At 55.0% G+C, this 23,143-nt stretch carries 22 protein-coding genes; 18 read left to right on the top strand and 4 right to left on the bottom strand.

Annotation, left to right across the window (positions count from 1 at the left end):
* The first annotated feature begins 14 nt into the window (after nt 1–14).
* Genes fliS through OGW17_RS16515 form a run of 10 tightly spaced genes read left to right on the top strand, consistent with a single transcriptional unit; the run spans nt 15 to nt 7,349 of the window.
* Complete coding sequence (gene fliS / locus OGW17_RS16560; RefSeq protein WP_012133681.1) at nt 15–407, top strand: flagellar export chaperone FliS; 393 nt, start codon at nt 15–17, stop codon at nt 405–407.
* Nucleotides 404–709 (top strand): hypothetical protein, encoded by a 306-nt coding sequence (locus tag OGW17_RS16555; RefSeq protein WP_012133679.1) that lies wholly within the window; start codon nt 404–406, stop codon nt 707–709. The genes fliS and OGW17_RS16555 overlap by 4 nt, the downstream gene beginning before the upstream one ends.
* Complete coding sequence (locus tag OGW17_RS16550) at nt 709–1,782, top strand: flagellar hook-length control protein FliK (RefSeq protein WP_012133678.1); 1,074 nt, start codon at nt 709–711, stop codon at nt 1,780–1,782. The genes OGW17_RS16555 and OGW17_RS16550 overlap by 1 nt, the downstream gene beginning before the upstream one ends.
* Before the next feature lie 13 nt (nt 1,783–1,795).
* Nucleotides 1,796–2,266 carry a flagellar basal body-associated FliL family protein gene (locus tag OGW17_RS16545; RefSeq protein ID WP_012133676.1) on the top strand — a complete coding sequence of 157 codons (471 nt, stop codon included), beginning with the start codon at nt 1,796–1,798 and terminating at the stop codon, nt 2,264–2,266.
* A gap of 19 nt (nt 2,267–2,285) precedes the next feature.
* Complete coding sequence (locus OGW17_RS16540) at nt 2,286–2,981, top strand: FliA/WhiG family RNA polymerase sigma factor (protein ID WP_071259969.1); 696 nt, start codon at nt 2,286–2,288, stop codon at nt 2,979–2,981.
* A 7-nt stretch (nt 2,982–2,988) separates the two neighbouring features.
* A complete protein-coding gene (gene motA, locus OGW17_RS16535) occupies nt 2,989–3,852 on the top strand; it encodes a flagellar motor stator protein MotA (protein ID WP_012133674.1) in 864 nt (287 codons plus the stop codon).
* Entirely contained in the window at nt 3,852–4,799 is a 948-nt protein-coding gene (lafU, locus tag OGW17_RS16530) for a putative lateral flagellar export/assembly protein LafU (RefSeq protein ID WP_071259967.1), read from the top strand. The genes motA and lafU overlap by 1 nt, the downstream gene beginning before the upstream one ends.
* Nucleotides 4,800–4,815: 16 nt before the next feature.
* Nucleotides 4,816–5,628, top strand: a complete 813-nt coding sequence (locus tag OGW17_RS16525; RefSeq protein ID WP_371320448.1) for a C40 family peptidase — start codon at nt 4,816–4,818, stop codon at nt 5,626–5,628.
* A 43-nt stretch (nt 5,629–5,671) separates the two neighbouring features.
* On the top strand, nt 5,672–6,706 hold the full coding sequence (gene parM, locus OGW17_RS16520) for a plasmid segregation protein ParM domain-containing protein (RefSeq protein WP_197982146.1): 1,035 nt from the start codon (nt 5,672–5,674) through the stop codon (nt 6,704–6,706).
* Nucleotides 6,699–7,349 (top strand): hypothetical protein, encoded by a 651-nt coding sequence (locus OGW17_RS16515; RefSeq protein WP_012133670.1) that lies wholly within the window; start codon nt 6,699–6,701, stop codon nt 7,347–7,349. The genes parM and OGW17_RS16515 overlap by 8 nt, the downstream gene beginning before the upstream one ends.
* A gap of 80 nt (nt 7,350–7,429) precedes the next feature.
* Here the strand turns inward: OGW17_RS16515 and mtr are convergent, their stop codons facing one another.
* The 4 genes from mtr to OGW17_RS16495 form a co-directional block, all read right to left on the bottom strand.
* Nucleotides 7,430–8,674 carry a tryptophan permease gene (gene mtr, locus OGW17_RS16510; RefSeq protein ID WP_024130622.1) on the bottom strand — a complete coding sequence of 415 codons (1,245 nt, stop codon included), beginning with the start codon at nt 8,672–8,674 and terminating at the stop codon, nt 7,430–7,432.
* Nucleotides 8,675–8,810: 136 nt separating this feature from the next.
* Complete coding sequence (gene tnaA, locus OGW17_RS16505) at nt 8,811–10,199, bottom strand: tryptophanase (RefSeq protein WP_071259965.1); 1,389 nt, start codon at nt 10,197–10,199, stop codon at nt 8,811–8,813.
* 125 nt (nt 10,200–10,324) lie between these two features.
* The gene (gene tnaC, locus OGW17_RS16500) at nt 10,325–10,420 is read right to left on the bottom strand and encodes a tryptophanase leader peptide (protein WP_024130621.1); all 96 of its coding nucleotides are present in this window, start codon (nt 10,418–10,420) and stop codon (nt 10,325–10,327) included.
* Between the two features lie 221 nt (nt 10,421–10,641).
* Entirely contained in the window at nt 10,642–12,804 is a 2,163-nt protein-coding gene (locus OGW17_RS16495; RefSeq protein ID WP_071259963.1) for a TonB-dependent siderophore receptor, read from the bottom strand.
* 449 nt (nt 12,805–13,253) lie between these two features.
* Here OGW17_RS16495 and OGW17_RS16490 point away from each other — a divergent pair, with 449 nt between their 5' ends.
* The 8 genes from OGW17_RS16490 (at nt 13,254) to OGW17_RS16455 (ending at nt 23,143) form a co-directional block, all read left to right on the top strand.
* Entirely contained in the window at nt 13,254–14,081 is an 828-nt protein-coding gene (locus tag OGW17_RS16490) for an ABC transporter ATP-binding protein (protein ID WP_058668675.1), read from the top strand.
* Nucleotides 14,078–15,091: a FecCD family ABC transporter permease gene (locus OGW17_RS16485; RefSeq protein WP_071259961.1), complete on the top strand. Its 1,014-nt coding sequence runs from the start codon at nt 14,078–14,080 to the stop codon at nt 15,089–15,091. The genes OGW17_RS16490 and OGW17_RS16485 overlap by 4 nt, the downstream gene beginning before the upstream one ends.
* On the top strand, nt 15,088–16,140 hold the full coding sequence (locus OGW17_RS16480) for a FecCD family ABC transporter permease (RefSeq protein ID WP_058668677.1): 1,053 nt from the start codon (nt 15,088–15,090) through the stop codon (nt 16,138–16,140). Before OGW17_RS16485 ends, OGW17_RS16480 begins: the two co-directional genes overlap by 4 nt.
* Before the next feature lie 15 nt (nt 16,141–16,155).
* Nucleotides 16,156–17,103, top strand: coding sequence for an iron-siderophore ABC transporter substrate-binding protein (locus OGW17_RS16475; RefSeq protein WP_012133661.1), 948 nt, complete (start codon nt 16,156–16,158; stop codon nt 17,101–17,103).
* Between the two features lie 2 nt (nt 17,104–17,105).
* Entirely contained in the window at nt 17,106–17,999 is an 894-nt protein-coding gene (locus tag OGW17_RS16470; protein ID WP_012133660.1) for a MurR/RpiR family transcriptional regulator, read from the top strand.
* Between the two features lie 188 nt (nt 18,000–18,187).
* Nucleotides 18,188–18,754 (top strand): TetR/AcrR family transcriptional regulator, encoded by a 567-nt coding sequence (locus OGW17_RS16465; protein WP_071259959.1) that lies wholly within the window; start codon nt 18,188–18,190, stop codon nt 18,752–18,754.
* Between the two features lie 160 nt (nt 18,755–18,914).
* A complete protein-coding gene (locus OGW17_RS16460) occupies nt 18,915–20,036 on the top strand; it encodes an efflux RND transporter periplasmic adaptor subunit (protein WP_012133656.1) in 1,122 nt (373 codons plus the stop codon).
* Entirely contained in the window at nt 20,036–23,143 is a 3,108-nt protein-coding gene (locus OGW17_RS16455; RefSeq protein ID WP_071259957.1) for an efflux RND transporter permease subunit, read from the top strand. Before OGW17_RS16460 ends, OGW17_RS16455 begins: the two co-directional genes overlap by 1 nt.

Raw genomic sequence — 23,143 nt, 5'->3', positions numbered from 1 at the left:
GAATTTAACTTTCAATGTACGGTAACGAGCAGGAAGGCTTCGGCCTCTATCACCAATCTGACCTGGCGATTCAGGCCGCAGCAGCGAATCCGCATCAGTTAGTGCTGATGTTGTTCAATGGCCTGATGGACGAACTGGTACGCGCGAAAAGCCATATTGCGGCGCGTCGCTACGAACGTAAGGCGCAAAGCATTAATAAATGCATCGACATCCTGAACGCGCTGACCAGCGCGCTGGATTTTGAAAAAGGCGGCGAGCTGGCATTAAGTCTGGCGAATCTTTATGACTACTGCGTTTACCGCCTCTATGACGCCAGCCACAAGCTGTCTGTCGAAAATATTGAAGAGGTGGAAGTTATCCTCGGCAATATTCAGGACGGCTGGGAAAAAATGGGTCAGGGAACATGAGCTATGCGTTGACGATGCGAACGCTGATGCAGGCGTTACGCCAGGCCGCAGCCGACCATAACTGGTCTGCCGTACGGAATGTTGACCTGAAGATTGCTGAATTGCTTACCGCTGTCCGGGGTAAACCCCTGGACGCGGCAGACAGCAAAGCCCTGGACGAGCTGCGGGAGATTCACCGTCAGGTGCGCGATTACTGTCAGGGGCAGAGCGACATTATCGCGAACAAAATGGCGCTCGCCATGCGCAATCGTGAAGGTGCGACGGCGTATGCCGCGTTTATGGACGCAGAGGATATGGGGTAATGGATATTCTCAATCTTTCTCAAAATGCGGGGCACGCTTCCGGTTTGCCGATGCAGGCGGAGACGATCGCCGGACAGAGCGGCGCTCAGTCATCTGCCGGGCAGACGCAGCCAGGATTCAACGATGCGTTGATGAATGTTGTCAGCACGCTGATGGGCGGGCAGGGCAAAAATGCCCTGGGGATTACCGTCAGCGCGCAGCCGGTGAGCGTGCAGGACGAGGACGATACGGGCGATCGGCATCAGAAGGATGCCTCTCCGTTGAAAGACGATGCGCAACAGCAACTGTTGCAGGCGCTGTTGATGACCGGGCAGATGCCGGTTAAACCCGTCAGCTACGCGGGTCGTTCGCAAAACGAGATGAATGCGCTGACGTTGCAGACGCAGCCGTTACTGGCGGGACAGTTGCAGGAGAAGGGGGCGTTATCGCCAACGCTGCGCCCGACGCTGGCGGCAGGGGTTAACGTAACGCCTGCGACCGAGTCGCCGCAGACGCCAACCGCAGGGTTGCAGCACATTACGCCGCAGCTTATGACCGCAGTCGCTGTGGCGACGCCGACAGTGAATGCGCAGCCAGTCTCCGTTGTCTCCACGACGCCAACGGCGGCGGTGACGCCTGATGCAATGTCTGCGCATACCTCGACATTAAAACTTGATACGGAAACCTCCCGCTGGACGCAGCAGTTGCAAAGCGCGTTGGGCGATCGTCTGCAACTTCAGGTGAAGAACCAGATCCAGCACGCCACTATCCGTCTCGATCCGCCTGAAATGGGCAAGATCGACATCTCGTTGCAGCTTGATAACGGGCGCGTACAGGTACAAATCAACGCCAGCCATGCTGAGGTCTATCGTGCGCTTCAGCAAACGAGCAACGATCTGCGCCAGAGCCTGACCGAACAGAACTTTGTTCAGGTAAACGTGCAGGTCTCCTCTCAGTCAGGGCAGCAGCAGGGCAAAGAACAGCAGTTCGCACAACAACACGCCATCATTCAGGCGGGAGATGAGATCGCGGCAGGTCTGCCGGAATCAGAAAGCACCCGCCGTGAAGATGATTCGGTATTACTGACCGTTTAACAAAAAGACATTTATGAACGCAAAAACAATCTCCTTTGGGCTGGCGATCGCTTTGGTTACCGCTTTACTGACGGCATGTTTAACCGTTGCCGGCACCTGGCTACTTCGCGCGGACACGGCATCGGAGAGCAATCCGTTGACGAGCTTATTTAAATCCTCCACGCCGCAACAGGTGGAGTTCGTGGAAATTAAAAACATCCTCATCACCCTGAAAGGGAAAGGTAATGCGGAGCGTTATCTGATGCTGGAACTGAACCTGGCGACCATGAGCGCGGAAAACGCGCGGACGGCGCAAGACATGATCCCTGCGATTCGTGGAGCGACCGTCAATCTGTTTTCCGAAATGGACTATGACGCCGTGCGTGCGCTAAGCGTCAGCAACCTGCACGACAAACTCAAAGCCGCCTATGCCGCCAGATTCGACAGCCTGAAGATGGACGTCCCCTTTGATGACGTCATCATCAGCAAAATGGTCTTCCAGTGATTGATAAGCCGTATTGGACATGATGGATTTTATCGCAAGTGAAACGCTGACGTCTGCGGATGAAGCGCGCTATGTCAGCACGTATCTGCCGCTCGTCAACAAAGTGGTGAAGCAACTCGCTTACCAGACCAGTAGCGTTATTGATCGGGATGATATGGAACAGATCGCGCTAATGGGGTTATTAACCTCGTTGCGCCGTTACGGTCATCCTGATGAGCAGTTTGCCGCTTATGCCATACAACGCGTTCGCGGCGCGGTACTGGATGAGCTGCGGTTGCTTGACTGGCGTCCGCGTCGTTTGCGACAGAAAACGCATAAGCTCAATGACGCAATCCGCGAGATTGCGCGTCAGCTGGGGCGTACGCCCAGCTTTGAGGATATCAGCCACCATCTTTCCATTACGGCTGAAGAGTATCAGGAATATCTCTTACTCGATTGCGCCAAAACGCTGGAGAGTCTCGACGATCTTCTGGGTAATGACGTATATGCGGGGGCGCTGGATAGCCGTCCGCTTGAAGAAGAGATCATCGTCAGCAGAACGCTACGCAACGCGTTGGCGAGTCTTGATGAGCGTGAGCAACTTATTCTCACGCTCTATTACCAGCATGAAATGAGCCTGAAGGAAATTGCGCTGGTCCTCAATTTAACCGAGGCCAGGGTATGTCAGCTCAATAAAATCATTGCGCAAAAAATTCAGTCTTTTTTCCAGAAGTGAAAGGTTTATGCAGAAATTCTTAGGTATTCTCATCATCATGGGGTGTGTTGTCGGCGGCTTTATTTTGTCAGGCGGACACCTCGCCTCATTCTGGCAGCCGGGTGAAATCATCATTATTCTTGGCGCGGGACTGGGGGCGATGGTACTGGCGAACCCCAAAGCGGTGCTGAGCGAAATGTACCGTCAGTTTCGCGGCATTATGCGCAAAAACGAATATACCGATGAGTATCAGCGCCAACTGCTGATGCTGCTGTATGAACTGCTGGAACTGGTGCAGGACGGTGGCCTGAAGGTGCTGGATGAGCATATCGAAGCACCGGAAAACAGCGCGTTATTCCAGAAATACCCCCTCATGCTGCACGACAAAGCGCTGGTGACGTTCATCTCCGATAACTTCCGCCTGATGGCGATGGGGAAAATCAACGAGCACGAGCTGGAAGGGATTCTCGAACAGGAACTGGTGGCAATGGAAGAGAACCTTCTGCAACCGTCCCGCTCTTTGCAACGTACTGCGGAAGCGATGCCTGGATTCGGCATCTGCGCGGCGGTACTTGGCATCATCATTACCATGCAATCCATTGACGGCTCGATTGCGGTCATCGGCGTGAAGGTTGCGGCCGCTCTGGTGGGAACCTTCCTCGGCGTATTCTTCTGTTACTGCCTGATGGACCCGGTGGCGAACGCCATGGAGCAACGCACCAAAAAGCAAATCTCGGTGCTGGAGTGCGTGCGTACCGTACTGGTGAACCACGTTGCCGGTAAGCCGACGCTGCTGGCGGTCGATGCCGGGCGCAAAATGCTGCCGATGGACACGAAACCGACATTCGCGACGCTGGACGGTTGGGTAAACCAGATGATGGGTGATGCCTGATGCGTAACCGCAGCAAAGAACATACCACGATCATCAAACGCTCCTCGCGTAAAAGCCATGATGAATTTCATGGCGGCGCCTGGAAAGTGGCCTTCGCAGACTTCACGCTGGCAATGATGGCGCTGTTTATGGTGCTGTGGATCATGGGCGCGGTAACGGAAGAAGAACGTAAAGAGATTGTCTCCATGCTTAATGGCGAGTCGGTCTTTGAAGGCAACTCATTAACGCCCATTACGCAAAAAGAGGGGCAGGGCGGGCAGCTTTCGCTGATTGACAGCCGTCATCCGAAAACGCCTAAATCGTCGAAAACGGCAGAGTCGTCAAAACCGTTGACCGATGCGGAGAAGCAGGTTGCTCAGCAGGCGAAACAGACGGAAAGCCTGGACGACGTGAACGCCCGCTCGCGTAATGAGATTGAAGATCTGGCGCGCATTATCATGAAAATCACCTCGACGTACGATGCGCAAGCCAACCTGAAAATGGAAATTGTGCCGCAGGGGCTGCGTATTCTGGTCTCGGACGATCAAAAACGCGAGATGTTCCAGCGCAGTAGCGCAATCCTGACGCCGTTTTTCAAGCGCTTACTGACGGAGTTCGCGCCGGAGCTGAACAAGATCGACAACAAGATCATCATCACCGGCCATACCGATGCCACGCGTTTTCGCGATCAGGTGCTTTATAACAACTGGAACTTGTCCGGCGAACGCGCCATGCAGGCGCGGGCGGTTCTGACCACCGGGGGGCTGGATCAAAACAAAATTCTGCAAGTGAGCGGCATGGCGGATCAGATGTTGCTTGACCCGCAACATCCGCTGAGTTCCGCGAACCGCCGCATTGAAATTATGGTGCTGACGCATTCCGCCAGTGATTCTCTGTACCAGTTCTTTGGGCAGCATGGCGAAAAAGTCATTAAACCGCTGACCGATAAACTGACGAAAAACCATTAATCAGATCGTTATTGCTGTGAAACGTTTCATCCGTTCTGTCCGTTTTGTACCTGCCCGGCATGTTCTGTGCCGCCAGGTACCTTTTTTTTCTCTCATCCTGCTATTGCTGATGCCGACGGGCTACAGCATCGCAAAGCCGAAGCCTGTAGAAACGGGTATGACGCAGCAGGAAAACGCGTTGCAGATGCGGAAAAAAAATCGCGAGCGGCTGATGGCGAAAGTGAAAAAACGGACTGCCGTCGTACCGTTGACGCCGGAACAAAAGCAGCGGGAAACGGCGAAAAAACTGGCTGACCGCACTAAAAACCGCGAGATGCTGGCAATGCATGCTCGCTGGCAGCCCGGTAGCCTGGGAAGCTCCGACACACTGTGGAGTCAGGCGCGCAAAGGGAAGGACAAAACGGGGCGCATCAGCCCGAAACTGGCGTCCCGATTACATACCGTCATCAAGCGTCTGGAAGACCAGTTAGGTAAGCCCTATGTCTGGGGCGGTAAAAATCCGCTGGAAGGATTTGATTGCAGTGGCCTGGTTTTCTACGCCTTCAATCATGTGCTGGAGCGCAAGCTACCCCGCACGGCAAACGGCATGTATCAGGACCCCACTCTTAAACATATTCGCGTAGATAAACTCCGTCGCGGCGATCTGGTGTTTTTTAACATTAACCAGCGACCGGGCGCCGACCATGTTGGCGTCTACCTTGGAAACGATGAGTTTATTGAGGCCCCGCGTAGCGGGCTAAATATCCGCATTAGCCAGCTTTCAGATGATTTCTGGCAATCGCATTACCTCGGCGCTCGCCGCATTCTGACGGAAGAGGCGACGCTGTAAAAATGACCCTTAGATTGAGTTAAAACCCATGACCGCAACACGTATGAAATTCGCCATTGATGATGGCTCAACCAATGTGAAAATTAGCTGGATTGAAAACGGTACGCTGAAGACCGTTGTTTCGCCGAACTCCTTCCGTAAGGACTGGAAAAGCGCGGCGCTGCTGCGTGGTCAGTCGGTATACAACTACACCATCGGCACCACGAAATACACCTATGATGCGACCTCGGATAAAGCGCTTTCCACGACGCATATCGAATACCAGTATGATGATTTGAATCTGCTGGCGGTTCATCATGCGCTGCTGCAAACCGGCCTGACGCCGCGTGACGTTGAAGTTATCGTCACACTGCCGATTACGCAATTCTACAAGCCGGACGATTGCCAGCGTAACGATGAGCGCATCGAAGCGAAACGTCGCAACCTGATGCGTGAGATCTCGCTGAATAAAGGCGAGCTGTTCCGTATCGTTGATGTGCATGTTATGCCGGAGAGCCTGCCTGCGGCGCTGTCGCATCTGCTTAACTCCAACGTGAATGAATTCACCAAGTCGCTGGTCATCGACTGCGGCGGGACAACGCTGGACATGGGGGTGATTGTCGGCGAGTTTGACGATGTTTCCGCAATTTACGGCAACAACGAAATCGGCGTGGCGATGGTGACGGACGCCACGCGTAAATTACTGGCGGCGGCGGACAGCGACTCCAGCTATCTGGTGGCGAACGAGCTGATCAAGCGTCGCAACGATCTGGATTTTGTCAGAAGCGTCATTAACGATGAATCGCGGATTGACGAGATCCTTGAACGGATCGAGATCAAGATTCAGGAACTTGGCGATCAGGTGGCTTATGAAGCGAAGAAATTCGCTAAGAACCCTAACCGCGTTTATCTGGTCGGCGGCGGCGCGCATCTGATCGAATCCGCTCTGCGCCAGGCCTATTCGACGCTTGGCGATCGCGTGGTGACGCTCGACAACCCGCAAAGCGCGCTCTCTCGCGAGATCTGCCTGTACCATGCTGAGTCAGGCGTTGAGCAGATTGATTCGCCGCAAATGGTTGAGGTAGGCGACGATGAGTAACAGGCAGATCCGCCGTGTTAACCTCTCATTGCATTTGTCGCCAGAGCGATCGCGCGCGGATTTGCGCGCGATGCTGCAACTAAAAAAATGGTATGGCGCAGTGCAGCGGGACGGGAGCGACGTCAATGACGCCAACATGGAGATCCGCCAGTTTCATCGCAATATCTATCTGTCCGGCCTGCAATTGCATCTTCTCAACCCGCAATTGTGCAGCCATGTTGCAGAATCCCTGAGCCGGGAAGGTTTGAGCCTCGAATCCCTTTGCGCGGAATTGCAGGAGAGCAATTTGCTGCCCGTCGCCCTCATGACCGGCGATGGCGATGAAGAAAAAGAGAAAGACTTCAGCGAACAGCAGCTGGCGCAAATGCGTACGCTGATGGCGCAGGCCCTGCAAAAACAGCAGGTCGCCGCAGCGCCATCGGATAACACGCAGCATGAGGAGACGGCAAAACTGCGTGAAGAGGTCGCCCAGCTCAAAGTCTTGCTGGAACAGCAGCATCTGCTGTTGCAACAGCTGCGCGTAACAGGGCGCACGTCAGCGGCGGAACCGGCTAAATCCGTAAATGCTGAAGAAGTCGATCTCAGTACCGTAGACGCGCCAACGCAGAAGATGAGTAAAGTGCGTCAGAAAGGGATCTTTTAGACTTTCGCCCAGCGCGTCACCAGTGTTGAAAAGGGAACCCGGCGGTTCCCTTTTTATTTTATGCCGCCGCGCACGGCGTACTACCGGTATACCGGCAGAAGGTTAATGCTGGATAGAATATGGATAAGCGCGTTAGCTGCCCCAAAGCATAAAATCAGGACGATCATTGCGTTGCCTCCCCATACCCGATAGTGCGGGCTGTTAAAGCGTTTGCGCGATGCGCGCGCCAGCAGCGCCGGGACAATCGCCGCCCAGACGGTGGCGGCCAGCCCGGCAAAACCGATGGCGTAGATAAACCCATTTGGCCAGATTAAGCCGCCGGTGATGGGCGGCAGAAACGTGACCAGCGCAGTTTTGAAACGTCCTTTTGGCGAGTCGTCGAACCTGAAGAGATCGGCGAGGTAATCAAATAATCCCAGCGTAACGCCGAGGAACGAACTGGCGACGGCAAAGTTGGAGAAGACGGTCAGCAGCAGATCGAGCGTTGAGCTGTTCAGCAAACCGCTCAGCGTCTGTACCAGCACGTCGATATTGCCGCCTTTTTCGGCGATCTCAATAAACGCCGGACGCGGAATATTCCCCATCGTACCGACCAGCCAGATGATATACAGCACCAGCGCCATCAACGTTCCCAGCAGCAGGCAGCGGCGGATGGTCAACGGATCTTTGCCGTAATATTTCATCAGACTGGGCACGTTGCCGTGATAACCAAATGAGGCGAGACAGAACGGCAACGTCATCAGGACGTAGGGCAGGTAGCTGGGGCTGACTTCAGCGGTATTGAGTAAAATCGTCGGCTGGACGTGCCAGAGCAAACCGCCAAACGTCATAAAGAAGGTGAGAATTTTGGCGCCCAGCACAATGGTCGTCATACGGCTCACCGCCCGGGTGCTTAGCCAGACAATAAACGCCACCGCCAGGGCGAATAATAACCCGCCGAGCCTGGCCGGAAAGACGATCCCCATTTGTGCAAAGGTATGGTGAATAACCGAACCGCTGGCGGAAATATAGGCGTAAGTCAGAATATACAGTACGAACGCGACGGTCAGACCGTTAATAATATTCCAGCGATTTCCCAGCAGGTCTTTGGTAATCGTGTCGAAGCTGGCGCCAATATGATAATTCAGGTTTGCTTCCAGGATCATTAACCCGGAATGCAGCATACAAAACCAGGTAAAAATTAATGCCAGCAGTGACCAGAAAAACCAGGCGCCAGACATCACCACCGGGAGAGAAAACATGCCCGCGCCAATAATGGTTCCACCGATAATCATTGCCCCGCCGATCAGCGACGGCGCTTTATTTGCGACCGATAATGTAGCCATAGTGCGTTTTCCTCGCGTGGCTATGCCCGTCATTGTGCAGAGAAAAGGGCGATCCCGCTTTTCTCATGCCTGAATGCGTCGAATATCGTATTAAATAGCGGAATCGCGCTCCCGCAGGGGAGCGCGTATCAGAACGTTATTTCACCGGTTTCAGCCGGGCCACAAAGTGGCGCAGCACCGGCGGTTCATAGGTGAAAGTCAGCCCTTTGATCGATGCGGCGCGGGCTTTTACGGCGATTAACGCATCCGCGATATAGTCCATGTGATCGTTGGTGTAGACCCGGCGGGGGATCGTCAGACGCAGTAACTCCATTGGCGACGGTTTTTGTTTGCCAGTGGCCGGATCGCGCCCAAGCAGCAGAGAGCCAATTTCCACGCTGCGAATCCCGGCTTCCAGGTACAGTTCGTTATTCAGCGCATGAGCCGGGAACTGTTCTGCCGGAATGTGCGGCAGCAGCAGCTTCGCATCGACAAATACCGCGTGGCCCCCGGTTGGATACTGGATTGGAATCCCCCCTTCGCGCAGCCGTTCGCCCAGGTATTCCACCTGGTTAATTCGATAGGCGAGGAAATCTTCATTCATCCCTTCTTCGAGGCCGATCGCCAGCGCTTCCATATCGCGCCCCGCCAGCCCGCCGTAAGTGACAAACCCTTCCATCGGCACGCAGCGAATGCGCACGTCGTTGAACAGATCTTCATCATCACGGAAGCAGCACAGCCCGCCGATATTGACCATCGGATCTTTCTTCGCCGACATGGTCAGCATATCCCCATACTGGTACATCTCACGGACGATCTCTTTCACCGTTTTATCTGCGTATCCCTCTTCGCGCTGTTTAATAAACCAGGCGTTTTCGCAGAAGCGGGCGGAGTCGATGACCACCGGAATATTGTGCCGCTTCGCTATTTGATACACCTCGCGCATATTGGCGATGGAAACCGGCTGGCCGCCTGAGCTGTTGCAGGTGACGGTGGTGATAATCGCCGCGACGTTTTCTGCGCCATGTTCCGCGATAGTGGCGTTGAGCAGGTCGATATCAAAGTTGCCTTTCCAGTCGTACCATGAGGTGGTGTCGAACGCTTTTGGCGTCACCACGTTGATGGCTTTCGCGCCGTTTAATTCGACATGGGCGGCGGTCGTATCAAAGTGGAAGTTGGAAATAAAGACCGGTTTTTCGGCGTTGCGGCGGGCAATCAGGCAGGGAAACAGAATTTGCTCGGCGCCGCGTCCCTGGTGCGTAGGGATCGTGAACGGGTAGCCGATCAGCTCTTTTACTTTGTCGCACAGATGGTAATAGTTGCGTGAGCCGGCGTAGGCTTCATCGCCCATCATCAGGCCAGACCATTGACGATCGCTCATTGCGCCAGTGCCGGAGTCGGTCAACAGGTCGATATATACATCATCGCTTTTGAGCAGAAAAGGGTTATATCCCGCTTCTTCAAGCGCTTTAACACGGTCGTCCCAGGTGGTCATACGAATGTTTTCTACCATTTTAATGCGGAACGGCTCAGGAATACGTTTCATATTATTTCTCCAATAGCATGTCGCGCTACGTGAACGTTATTTTTGTGCCTTTAACAGGCGCAAGAAATACCGACCAAACGTAGTGTTCAGTTAATTTTTTATTGATGTTGAACGGCTAAGGAGAATTAACGCGGAAAGTCGTTAGAAATACGCGGATCGAGGTTATACCAGAAGTGCAGACCGCCTGCGGCAATGAGGCGATAAAACGATTTGTGTTTCATTACATCGTCCTCCATGAGTGAAAGGGAATTTAAAAATAGCGGAAGATTAAAATTTATCCGCGATAAAAATCACAAAATGTTAAATCTGATACAGTTCAGTTAAGAAAGTTGATGAGGCGCGCATTTTTGCGTTCATTGGGCGGTGTGAGTTTATTCATCTTAATGTGAGGGAATAGCGGGAATACCCTGCCAGAATTGACAGGGTATTTGGACGAGAAGGATCAGAACTCCATTTTTACCGTGAACTGAACTTCACGCGGGTCGCCAATCTGATTACCCAGATTATTGGTGGCAATGGATGAGGTGTAATACGTTTTATCAAACACGTTTTTCACGTTGAGTTGCAGAGTCACCGGGTATTGCAGTTTCATCTTATAGGCTGCGAAGGCATCGGCCACAAAATAACCAGGCAGATAATAGTCCGCGCCGTTGGTGGCGGAGCGACGGCTTACGCCATGTCCGCCGCCGCCAATGGTCAGCGTATTGCCCATAAAGGCGTTGTGAATGTCATAGGTCAGGAACAATGAACCGGTATGACGCGGTACGTTAGGCAGCGGTTTCCCTTTGTAATCGGGATCTTCCGTGACTTTTGCTGCGGTATAACCGTAGCTGGCGATGATATTGGTATTGGGCGTCAGCGAGCCTGCGACATCCACTTCCACCCCCTGTGAGCGTACGCGCCCTGCGGTTTTCGCCACGGTTTCGCCATCCACGATTTCGTTGTACAGCACGTTGCGCTTATCAATATTGAACAGGGCGATATTGGCGGTGATGCCGTCAAAGAGATCGAATTTCGCCCCCACTTCATAGGCGGTAGAGGTTTCCGGCGGCAGATCGCCAATGTAGCTGGCAATAGAGTATTGCGGCATAAAGGCGCGCGATACGTTGCCGAACAGCGACACAGAAGGGGTCAGCTTATAGACCATGCCGAATTTCGGCACCCACTGCTGGTCCGTACTGTCGGTGTTGACGTTGAACGGGCGGCCCTTCCCGGCATATTCGGTGTAGTACTGATAGCGCATCCCGGCGACGGCGATCCACTTATCGGTCAGATACAGCGCATCCTGTACGTAAGCGGAATAGCTCTCCTGCTTAATCGTCTGGTCGCTGTCGGAGGCCGAGACGCTGGTGCATTTGCCGAGCGTACCGTAGACCGGATTGTAAATATTAAATCCTTTCACGTTCTTACAGCGAATCATATCCGTGCGCAGCAGATCGTAATTCTCATAAGAGACGCCGGTCAGGATCTCGTTATAGAAACCAGCGATATCCACGTTTCCTTGTAAATCGGCGCGGGTCGCGTGCATCCGTTGGGTGGAGCCTTGCGTTGCATCCACGCGGCGGGTCAGGTTCCCGGTAGCGGAATCATAAGCCATCACGCGAGCCTGGTTATCGCTGTATTTATCCTGGCTGAAGCTGTAATCAAATTTCGCCGTCCACGCGCTGTTGAAGCGATATTCGGCATTGAGCTGCGCCAGATCCGATTCGCCATCGGTGATATTGAATTTCTCATCAAAGCGGGTTTTCCGATCCACGTTAACCGGCTGTTTGGTATTGAGATCGAAAATGGTGCCGCGATCGAACGGGGCTTTGTAATTACGGTGCGAATAGAGCACGCTGACCGTTGCGTTGTCGCCAAACCAGGTCAGGGAAGGGGAGATGAAGCTGCTCTGGTTAGTACCATAGTTGCGCCAGTAGTCCTCGTGCTGATACTCACCGATCAGGCGATACGCCAGTTGGGTGCCTTCAATCGGCCCGGTGATGTCAAACTGGCCTGTGCCGCCGCCGAAGCTGGAGGAGGTGGCGGAAATTGAGCCGCCAAATTGCGTTTGCGGACGTTTGGTTACGACGTTAATCAGGCCGCCGGGATCGAGAATACCGTACAGCGTGGAGGCCGGGCCTTTCAGCACTTCCACCCGCGACGTGGCCGCGTTGAAACTGCGCGGCAATACGGTTTTAAGACCGTTGGTCATCACGGAACCGTCACGATTCGCGCCGAAACCACGGCGAACAAACGCATCCTGCGTTCCGCCCAGCGTGTTGGTTTGCACGACGTTGCTGACGTTATACAGCGCTTCATCGAGGGTTGTGGCGTGCTGATCTTCCAGCACTTTGTCGCTGACGGTATTGACCACCTGCGGGATATCCAGCAGCGGCATCGACGTCAGCGTGGCGGTGGACGAACTCAGCGGTTGATAACCTGACGTGACGGCCTGATCGGTAGAAGAGGCGTCTGCGCGCACGGTCATCGTCTCTTCATTTTTGAGCGGCGAGTTTTCTTTTTCCGCCGCCATGACCGCAGGAGCCGTCGTGATACCCAAAAACAGAGCGGAGCACAGCGCTCGCCCTTTCATCCCAGAAAAATAAGGAGTTAACTTAGCCATCTTTTATTTATTCCGCAAAATACCCTGCCAAAAACGGGAGGGGAAACAGGTTTATCCAGTTCATTGCCCGGCTTGCTAGCCATGCGTTTTATCCATCTTTTAACCAACGTAAACGGCGTCAGATGTGTAATTGAGAATCATTCAATCATGGGCGTTTGTAGTAGTAAACGTAAAAATGAAAAAGAAACTACAGCAGGGTTAACGTCATAAAACCGTAGTGTTATTGCGGGAAAATAATTTTTAATTTATTGATATTTATCTGTTTTTATAAGTTTGTTCGTCTTTTTCTGCGGCGTTTTTGTTGCGTGCGTACGGTGAGGTAACTACAGGACGTAATTGCTTGACTACTACAGCGCAACCCAGCAAGATCTTAAAGAGAATGAGTTTTATTTTTATTTGAAAGGCTGCGCGCGCTGGCTTTGCCAGGCTGCGACGGCGCAGGAGTGAACATGCCACAGCATGTGGAAAACACCGCCCACAGAACGGGTATTGAGCTGAAACAGCTTTCTGCTGGCTATCGTCAGCACGCCATCGTGCATGATGTCTGCCTCACTATCCCGCAAGGTAAAATGACGGTGCTGGCCGGGGCGAACGGCTCAGGCAAATCCACCTTATTAAGTACGATTGCCCGAATGCTGAAGCCGTTGGGCGGCAGCGTGCTGCTTGATGGTAAAGCGATTCATCAACAGCCGACCAAAGCGGTTTCGCGTCAGCTTGGCATCCTGCCGCAATCCCCGCTGGTACCGGAGGGATTAACGGTTTTTGAACTGGTTTCGCGCGGGCGTTTTCCCTGGCAGAATTTTCTCCAGCAATGGACCGATGATGACGCACAGGCCGTAGAGCAGGCGTTACAGCTCACCGGAACAACCGACTTCGCCCATTTGCCGGTGGAGAGTCTTTCCGGCGGGCAGCGCCAGCGGTGCTGGATTGCGATGGCGCTGGCGCAGCAAACGCCGTTTATTTTGCTGGATGAGCCTACAACCTTTCTCGATCTGCGTTATCAGGTAGAGATCCTTGAGCTTCTGCATTCCCTGACCCGCCATCATGGTCGTACCGTGGTGGTGGTGTTACATGATCTCAATTTCGCGGTGAATTACGGCGATATGCTGGTCTTTCTCAGACAGGGGCGGCTGGAGGGGATCGTACATGAAGGAGAACACTGTACGCCGGAGCTGATCAAATCGGTGTTTGACGTCGATGTGCAGATGTCGGTGAATCCGTTGACCGGAAAGCCGTTCTTCATGCCGTTTCGTGCAAAGGCTGGAGCGGAAGAATGACGGCTATGGTCATCGCATCAGGCCGCCGTCGTGGTCGATTTCTGCTGGCGCTTCCTGTCTTGCTACTGCTGCTGTTTATGCTGGCGGTGATTCATCTGGGCGTCGGGGCGCGTGCCGTCAGTCCGCAGACCGTCATTCAGGCGTTATTTCACTTCGATGCCAAAAACTTTGATCACCGAATCGTTATCTCTCTGCGTCTGTTGCGTATGGCTGCGGCCATGCTGGTTGGCGCGGCTTTGGGCGTAGCCGGCGTTCTGTTACAGGCATTGATTCGCAACCCGCTGGGCGAACCGCACATTCTGGGGCTGAATGCGGGGGCCGCGTTCTCCGTGGTGCTGTGTACCGCGCTGGGCGTCGCGGGGCTCAGTCAGTCACTGGTTGCGGCAGGAGGCGCAGCGGCACTCTTTTCGCTGGTGATGGCGCTCTCTTCCGCCGGGCGTGGCGGACTGACGCCGCTGAAGGTCACGCTCTGCGGCGTGGCGCTGTCGGCGATGGTGTCGTCGCTCACGGCGGCAATCCTTATTCTGGATGAGCAGACGTTGCTGGCGATGCGCACCTGGCTGGTGGGCGATCTCGCGGGGATGAGTTGGGAAAAAGTACGCCAGGCTCTCCTGCCGTCGCTGGTTGGCGTTGTACTGGCGATAGCGATAGCGCCGGGGCTGAATATTCTGGCGCTAGGCGACCGGATGGCCTGTGGGTTGGGCGTTAATATTCTGCGCATTCGTCTGATGGCGATGATCGCCATTGCGCTGCTGTGCGGCGCGGCGGTATCCGTCGCCGGGCCGCTGGGTTTTATCGGGCTGTTGGTTCCGGGCGTCATCAGACGTCTGGTGACGGAAGACATTCGCCAGATGCTCCCGCTGGCGGCGCTGCTGGGGGCGGCAGTGCTGCTACTGGCGGATATCGTTGCCCGAATCCTGCTTGCCCCGCAGGAGCTGGCTACAGGGGTGATGACCGCGCTGGTCGGCGCGCCGGTGTTTATTTTCATTGCGTCGAGATTTCTTAAATGAGCGTTGTTCTGGCGCGTGCCGGGCTGCGCGCATGGCGGGTGGGAAAATTCTCACGCCTTGTCCGGCTGAAAACGGTGTGGTGTGTGCTGGGGTTTGCCATGCTGGCCGCCGTACTGCTGGTTTCGGGCGTGTTGCAGGGGTCGCTTCCCGTTCCGGCTTCCGCCATCGGGCGTGCGTTGTTCTCTCCGCAGGCGTTAACGGAGCAGCAGCAGTATGTTGTCTGGGATGTCCGTCTTCCGCGTTTGCTGATGGCGCTGCTGTGTGGAGCAATGCTGGGGCTGGCTGGCGCGGCGATGCAGTCGATTACCCGTAACGGCCTGGCGGACCCCGGTCTTATCGGCGTGAAAGAGGGGAGTAGCGTGGTGGTACTGGCGTTAGTGCTGCTCTTCCCGTCGGTCAGCCTGGTCTGGCGACCGCTGGCGGGTATTGCTGGCGGATTACTGGTCGCCGCGCTGGTCATGTTGCTGGCCCGTGATTTCTCCCGCCCGCGATTTGTGCTGATCGGCATTGGCGTCTCGTGGTTCTTTGCTGCGGGAATGGGCGTTTTTATGACGACAGCCGATGTCCGCGATGTGCAAACGGCGCTGGTCTGGCTGGCCGGAAGCCTGCACGCCGCCACCTGGCCGTTGCTGTGGGTGGCGCTGGGGTGGGCGTTGCCTGCGGCTGTTCTGCTGTTTGTGACGGCGAGAGCATCGGATGTGGCGCTGCTGGGTAATCACACCGCGACCGGGCTCGGGGTGCGTCTGTCTCATCTGGCGCTGCTGCGTTTTATGGCGCCGGTATTTCTGACCGCCGCCAGCGTCTCCTGCGTGGGCAGCCTGGGGTTTGTCGGCCTGATGGCGCCGCATATGGCGCGTTTTTGCCTGCGCGGAGGGCAAATGGCGCTGCTGTGGGGCAGTGCGCTCATTGGCGCTCTGCTGGTGCTGCTCACGGATACCATCGGGCGTCTGGCCTTTGCGCCGCTGCAAATACCGGCGGGGATCGTGATTGCGCTGGTCGGCGGCCCTTTCTTTTTACTGTTGCTCTGGCGTCGCCGGGATCGTTTGTAATTTTTAAGAGGGTGTATGCGTTTACTTTTTTCGCTGTTGCTGCTGCTGGGGTGCTCTGTACAGGCAGAGGTTGCCACCCGGCCTTTTACCGACGATCTCGGACGCGTGGTGAACGTGCCGCTGCATCCGCAGCGCATTGTGTCGCTACACGATCTTGATATCACCATTCCGCTGATTGAGCTGGGCGTTCCGCCGGTCGCCAGCCACGGCAGAACGCGTCCTGACGGCAGCCATTTCCTGCGTTCGGGCGCGCTGCTGACCGGCGTCGATTTTGATCATTCAACGATAAAGTTTATTGGTACGGCGGACATTGATATTGAAGCGATTGTCGCCGCGAAACCCGATTTGATCATCACCGAGCCGAGTCGCCATACGCCCATCGAACAACTGGAGAAAATCGCCCCGACGGTGAGCATTGATCATCTCGACGGCGGCGCGCCGGAAATTTACCGCAAGCTCGCGCAGCTTACCGGAACTCAGGCGCGATTGGCTATTCTGGAGCGTCGCTACCGGGAAGAGATTGACCGGTTGAAGCACACGGTGGATACCCAACACATTACGGTGTCAGTCATTCAGGCAAACCAGGGAAAAATCAATGCGTTGCACACCTATCATTCGTTAGGACGCGTCCTGCGCGATGCCGGGTTTTCCTTCCCGAAACTGATCGACAGCATTCCGCCGGGAGGGCGGATTGACGTGAGCGCGGAGCGTCTGCCAGAGATGGATGCGGATTTTGTTTTTGCCACCTGGCGCGGTGATACCGGTGGTAAGCCGCAGGATGAAATTGCCGCGATGGATGCCGTGTTGCCGGGCTGGTGCGAGTTTCTTACCGCTTGCCAGCGCGGGCACTACGTTTTGATCTCCCGTGAAGAGGCGATTTCGAACTCCTTTGCATCACTCAGCCTGATGGTTGCACAGGTACAGTCGCATATTGCCGGGCGCCACTTACCGGAGGGGAAATAACCATGCTGACGGCGAAGAAAGTGAAAAATCGTATTGATGTCTACGGCGATCGCTTCCGGGCGCGGGCGCATCTGCTTTCGCCGAGGATGCAGGCGGTGGCGCGTTATATCCATGAGAACCGGGAAGTGGTACTGGAATTTACGGCGATAGAAATTGCGGCCGCCACTCAAACTTCTGACGCGACGGTTGTCCGGGCGATTCAGGCATTGGGGTTTGCCGGGCTGCGCGATTTAAAACAGACCATCGAACACTGGTTTGGCCCGGGTATCACCTCGGAAGAGAAAATGACGACCACGGTGAATACGCTTTCCTGCGATGTAAATTCGAGCATTGATTTTGTTCTGCAAGGGCATCAGCGCACCTGCGACGTGCTGTCTACGCCGCAAAACCGTTACGCGATTGCGCAGGCGGTCGCACTGTTGGTGGAGGCGCGTCAGGTGGGGATATTTGGCATTGGCGCATCCGGGATACTTGCGGACTACACGGCGCGTCTGCTCAGCCGTATTGGCTTGCCGTCGGTGGCGTTTAATCGTACCGGGATTAACCTGGCGGAACAGCTGATTGCGCTACAGCGGGGGGATGTGCTGATTATGATGGCGCAGAAATCGCCGCATCGCGAAGGGTTGACGACCATCCGCGAGGCGAAGCGGTTGGGCGTGCCGGTGATTTTACTGACCAATGCGCTGGAATCACGTTTTAGCAAGGAGGCGGATGTGGTGATCAATGTGCCGCGCGGCGGTGAGAACGGGAAAATGCCGTTGCACGGTACGGTGCTGGTTTGCCTGGAAATGATCGTGTTGTCTGTCGCTTCGACAGCCCCGCAGCGTTCGATTAAGTCCGTTAAGCGCATCAATGAATTGTACCGGGGAATTGGAAAGTCAGGGGCAAAGAAATAAATTTAAATATTCTCTCCATTTGATTTTCAGATTTTTTTCATTAAATCTCCATAATCTCTCCATTATTTTCCTGGCAAATAATGCAGGAAAATAATAAGCAAAAAAATCCTTTTCAATGTGCGCAGGAGACGTATAATTAGCCAAAATGAGAACGATCATTCTCACTTTAGAGGTGACGAGGAGATGCGATGAGCAGCAAGCTGGAAATCCGCCAGAAACAACGACAGGATGAGATCATCAACGCCGCGCGCCAGTGCTTTCGCGCCAGCGGATTTCACGGCGCCAGCATGTCGCAGATCGCTGCTGAAGCCCGTCTCAGCGTGGGGCAAATCTATCGCTACTTCGCCAGTAAAGATGCCATTATCGAAGAGATGATCCGCCGTATTATCGACTATCGCATTACACAGATAGAAGATAAAACCCAGACGGATCGTATCCCCGGAATCCTGGCCTGGCGGCAAACGCTGAGCGAGGATGATGATGCGCTGATGCTGGAGATGGCGGCTGAATCGACCCGCAATCCTCATGTTGCCGCGATGCTCGAAGAGGCGGATGCGCGGATGTTCGACAACGCCTGCGCGCACCTGAGAAAAACGTGTCCGCAACTCAGCGAAGCCCGCATCCGTTGCTGTGTTGAAGTGATTGCAACCATGATGGAAGGGGCGGTTTACCGTCGCCTGACGCCGCAAAAAAGTGACCCTGATGCGTTACAGGAGATATATCGGGATATCGTTACCATGCTTGTGAATGGCTGAATAAAGAATCTAATAATCAAAGGGAAATAAATTATTTCCCTTATTGTCGTTGTGAGAAATAGCTCATGACGCGATACCGCTGTACCTGAAATAACGTTCAGTCGCCTGGTGCTACCTTGTTAATTTTAACGGGGCAGGCGTTTCTCACCCTGGAAAAAAGATGAAATACATAACAACATCAATTATCGCGCTATTGTTATTATCCGGCTGTGATAATACGCAAACCGACAATACCGCTTCTCCGTCTCAGGAAGTGGGCGTCGTGACCCTTAAAACAGAACCCGTTTCTGTCGTCAGTGAACTGACCGGACGCACCAGCGCAGCGCTCAGTGCCGAAGTTCGCCCGCAGGTGGGGGGCATTATTCAAAAACGCCTGTTTAATGAGGGCGATATCGTCAAAGCGGGGCAGGCGCTGTATCAGATCGATCCTGCCAGCTATCGCGCCGCATGGAACGAAGCGAATGCCTCGCTCAGACAGGCGCAGGCGCTGGTGAATGCCGACTGCCAGAAGGCGCAACGTTACGCGCGGCTGGTTAACGATGACGGTGTTTCCCGCCAGGATGCCGATGATGCGCAGGCCACCTGTGCTCAGGACAAAGCCAGCGTGGAGGCAAAGAAAGCCGCATTAGAAAGCGCGCGTATCAATCTGGACTGGACCACCATTACCGCCCCGGTTTCCGGGCGCATTGGTATCTCATCCGTCACGCCTGGCGCGCTGGTGACGGCTTCACAGGAGACGGCGCTGGCGACCATTCGTGGGCTCGACACCATGTATGTCGATCTTACCCGCTCCAGCGTGGATTTGCTGCGCCTGCGTAAGCAGTCTCTGGCGACCAACAGCGATACCCTGAACGTGACGCTGACGCTTGAAGATGGCACGACCTATAGCGAAAAAGGAAAGTTAGCGCTGACGGAAGTGGCGGTAGATGAATCTACAGGCTCAGTCACGCTGCGGGCGATTTTCCCCAACCCTCAACAGCAGCTGTTACCCGGTATGTTCGTTCGCGCCCGCATTGATGAAGGGATCATGAACGATGCGATCCTCGCGCCGCAGCAGGGGATCACGCGCGATGCGAAAGGCAATGCGACAGCGCTGGTGGTCACTAAAGACAATAAAGTGGCGCAGCGTACCCTGGAAACAGGCGATACCTATGGGGATAAATGGCTGGTGCTGGACGGTTTACGTAGCGGCGACCGGTTGATCGTTGAGGGATCAAGTAAGGTCACGCCGGGTCAGCAGGTTAACGCCGTTGATGTACAACTGAACGGAGGCAAAGGCTGATGTTCTCCCGTTTCTTTGTGCGCAGACCCGTTTTCGCCTGGGTTATCGCCATTCTGATCATGCTGGCCGGTATTCTGGCGATTAAAACGCTGCCGGTTGCGCAGTATCCTGACGTGGCGCCGCCGTCGGTGAAAATCTCGGCGACCTATACCGGCGCTTCCGCTGAAACGCTGGAAAACAGCGTGACTCAGGTGATTGAACAGCAGCTTACCGGGCTGGATAACCTGCTCTATTTTACCTCGACCAGCAGTTCCGATGGTTCGGTCAGTATTGATGTCACCTTTGAACAGGGCACCGACCCTGACACCGCGCAGGTGCAGGTACAGAACAAGGTGCAGCAGGCGGAATCCCGCTTGCCGAGCGAGGTTCAACAATCCGGCGTCACGGTGGTGAAATCGCAAAGTAACTTCCTGCTGATTGCCGCCGTGTATGATAAGTCCGACCGGGCGAGCAGCTCAGATATCGCTGACTGGCTGGTGAGTAACGTACAGGACCCGCTGGCACGCGTGGAAGGGGTCGGGAGCCTACAGGTGTTTGGTGCGGAATACGCCATGCGTATCTGGCTGGACCCGGCAAAACTGGCCTCCTATTCTTTGATGCCGTCGGATGTGCAGAGCGCCATTGAAGCGCAAAACGTTCAGGTTTCCGCCGGGAAAATCGGTGCGTTACCTTCCCCTGACACACAGCAATTGACCGCTACGGTTCGCGCGCAGTCGCGCTTGCAGACGGTAGAACAATTCAAAAAGATCATTATCAAAAGCCAGTCTGACGGGGCCGTGGTACGCATCCAGGATGTGGCGCGCGTGGAGATGGGCAGTGAAGACTACACCGCCATCGCTAAACTCAACGGTCATCCGGCTGCGGGGGTTGCGGTCATGCTTGCGCCGGGGGCGAACGCGCTGGATACCGCCACGCTGGTAAAAGATAAAGTCGCTGAATTTAAACGGGATATGCCGCAGGGCTATGACGTAGCGTATCCGAAAGACAGCACCGAATTTATTAAGATCTCCGTAGAGGATGTGGTTCAGACGCTGTTTGAAGCCATCATTCTGGTGGTCTGCGTGATGTACCTGTTCTTGCAGAATCTTCGCGCCACGCTGATTCCGGCGCTGGCGGTTCCGGTCGTGCTGCTCGGTACTTTTGGCGTGCTGGCGCTGTTTGGCTACTCCATCAATACGCTGACGCTGTTTGCAATGGTGCTGGCGATAGGTCTGCTGGTCGATGACGCCATTGTGGTGGTGGAAAACGTCGAGCGTATTATGCGCGATGAAGGGCTGCCCGCGCGCGAAGCCACCGAAAAATCGATGGGGGAAATCGCTGGCGCGCTGGTGGCTATCGCTCTTGTTTTGTCTGCGGTATTCCTGCCGATGGCGTTCTTTGGCGGCTCTACCGGCGTCATTTATCGCCAGTTCTCTGTGACGATTATCTCGGCAATGCTGCTCTCGGTCGTGGTGGCGTTGACCCTGACCCCAGCCCTGTGCGGTTCGATTCTTAGCCATACCGCGCCGCATAAAAAGGGCTTCTTCGGGATATTCAACCGATTCTATAGCCGAACTGAACAGGGTTATCAGCGCGGCGTCCTGCATGTGCTGCGTCGCAGCGTCAGCGTGATGGGCGTTTATGCGCTGTTATGCGGGGCGATGGCGCTGGCGATGTGGAAGCTGCCCGGCAGCTTCTTACCGACCGAAGATCAGGGTGAAATTATGGTGCAGTACACCCTGCCCGCAGGGGCGACGGCGTCGCGAACCGCAGAGGTCAATCGTCAGGTAACAGACTGGTTTCTCAATAAAGAGAAAGCCAATACGGACGTTATTTTTACCGTCGATGGTTTTAGCTTCAGCGGCAGCGGGCAGAATGCCGGGATGGCGTTCGTTTCGCTGAAAAACTGGTCGGAGCGTAAAGGCGAAGAAAATACCGCACAGGCTATTGCGCTGCGTGCCAGTAAAGAACTGGGCGCCATTCGCGATGCGACGCTTTTTGCGATGACGCCGCCGTCGGTTGAGGGGCTGGGGCAAAGCAACGGCTTCTCATTTGAGCTGATGGCGAATGGGGCGACCGATCGCGATACCCTGTTACAGATGCGTAATCAGCTGATCGCCCAGGCAAACCAGAGCGATATTCTGCACGCCGTGCGCGCAAATGACCTGCCGCAAATGCCGCAGCTTCAGGTGGATATCGACAGCAATAAGGCCGTCTCGCTGGGGCTTGGCTTAAGCGATGTGACCAGCACCTTATCCAGCGCCTGGGGGGGAACCTATGTCAATGACTTTATCGATCGCGGTCGCGTGAAGAAGGTCTACATTCAGGGCGACAGCGAGTTCCGTTCTTCACCTGCGGATCTGGGCAAATGGTTCGTGCGCGGCAGCGATAACAGCATGACGCCCTTTTCCGCCTTCGCCACTACCCGTTGGGAGTACGGCCCGGAAAGTCTGGTGCGCTACAACGGCTCTGCCGCCTATGAGATTCAGGGAGAAAACGCCAGCGGTTTCAGCTCCGGCGCCGCGATGGACAAAATGGAAGCGCTGGCAAACAGCTTGCCTGCTGGCACCACATGGGCGTGGAGCGGGTTGTCATTGCAGGAAAAGCTGGCCAGCGGTCAGGCTATGAGCTTGTACGCCATCTCTATTCTGGTGGTTTTCCTCTGCCTGGCGGCGCTGTATGAAAGCTGGTCGGTACCGTTTTCGGTGATTCTGGTCATCCCTCTGGGGCTGTTAGGCGCAGCGCTGGCGGCCTGGATGCGTGATTTAAATAATGATGTTTACTTCCAGGTCGCGCTGCTGACCACCATCGGCCTGTCGTCGAAAAACGCCATTCTGATCGTCGAATTTGCCGAAGCTGCGGTTGCGGAAGGCTATTCCCTGAGCCGGGCTGCGCTGCGAGCGGCGCAGACCCGTTTGCGCCCAATCATTATGACCTCTCTGGCCTTTATTGCCGGGGTTACGCCGCTGGCTATCGCCACAGGGGCCGGGGCGAACAGCCGTGTGGCGATCGGGACCGGAATCATCGGTGGGACATTAACCGCCACGCTGTTGGCTATCTTCTTCGTCCCGCTGTTCTTCGTGCTGGTTAGGCATCTGTTTACCCGCAAGTCCCGTCGTCAGGAGTAA

It is taken from the genome of Citrobacter sp. CK181 (assembly GCF_030333595.1).
In the GTDB taxonomy this organism is placed as follows: Bacteria; Pseudomonadota; Gammaproteobacteria; order Enterobacterales; family Enterobacteriaceae; genus Citrobacter_B; species Citrobacter_B koseri.
Note: the sequence above shows the minus strand (reverse complement) of the source record. Positions and strands in the feature narration are given on the sequence as shown.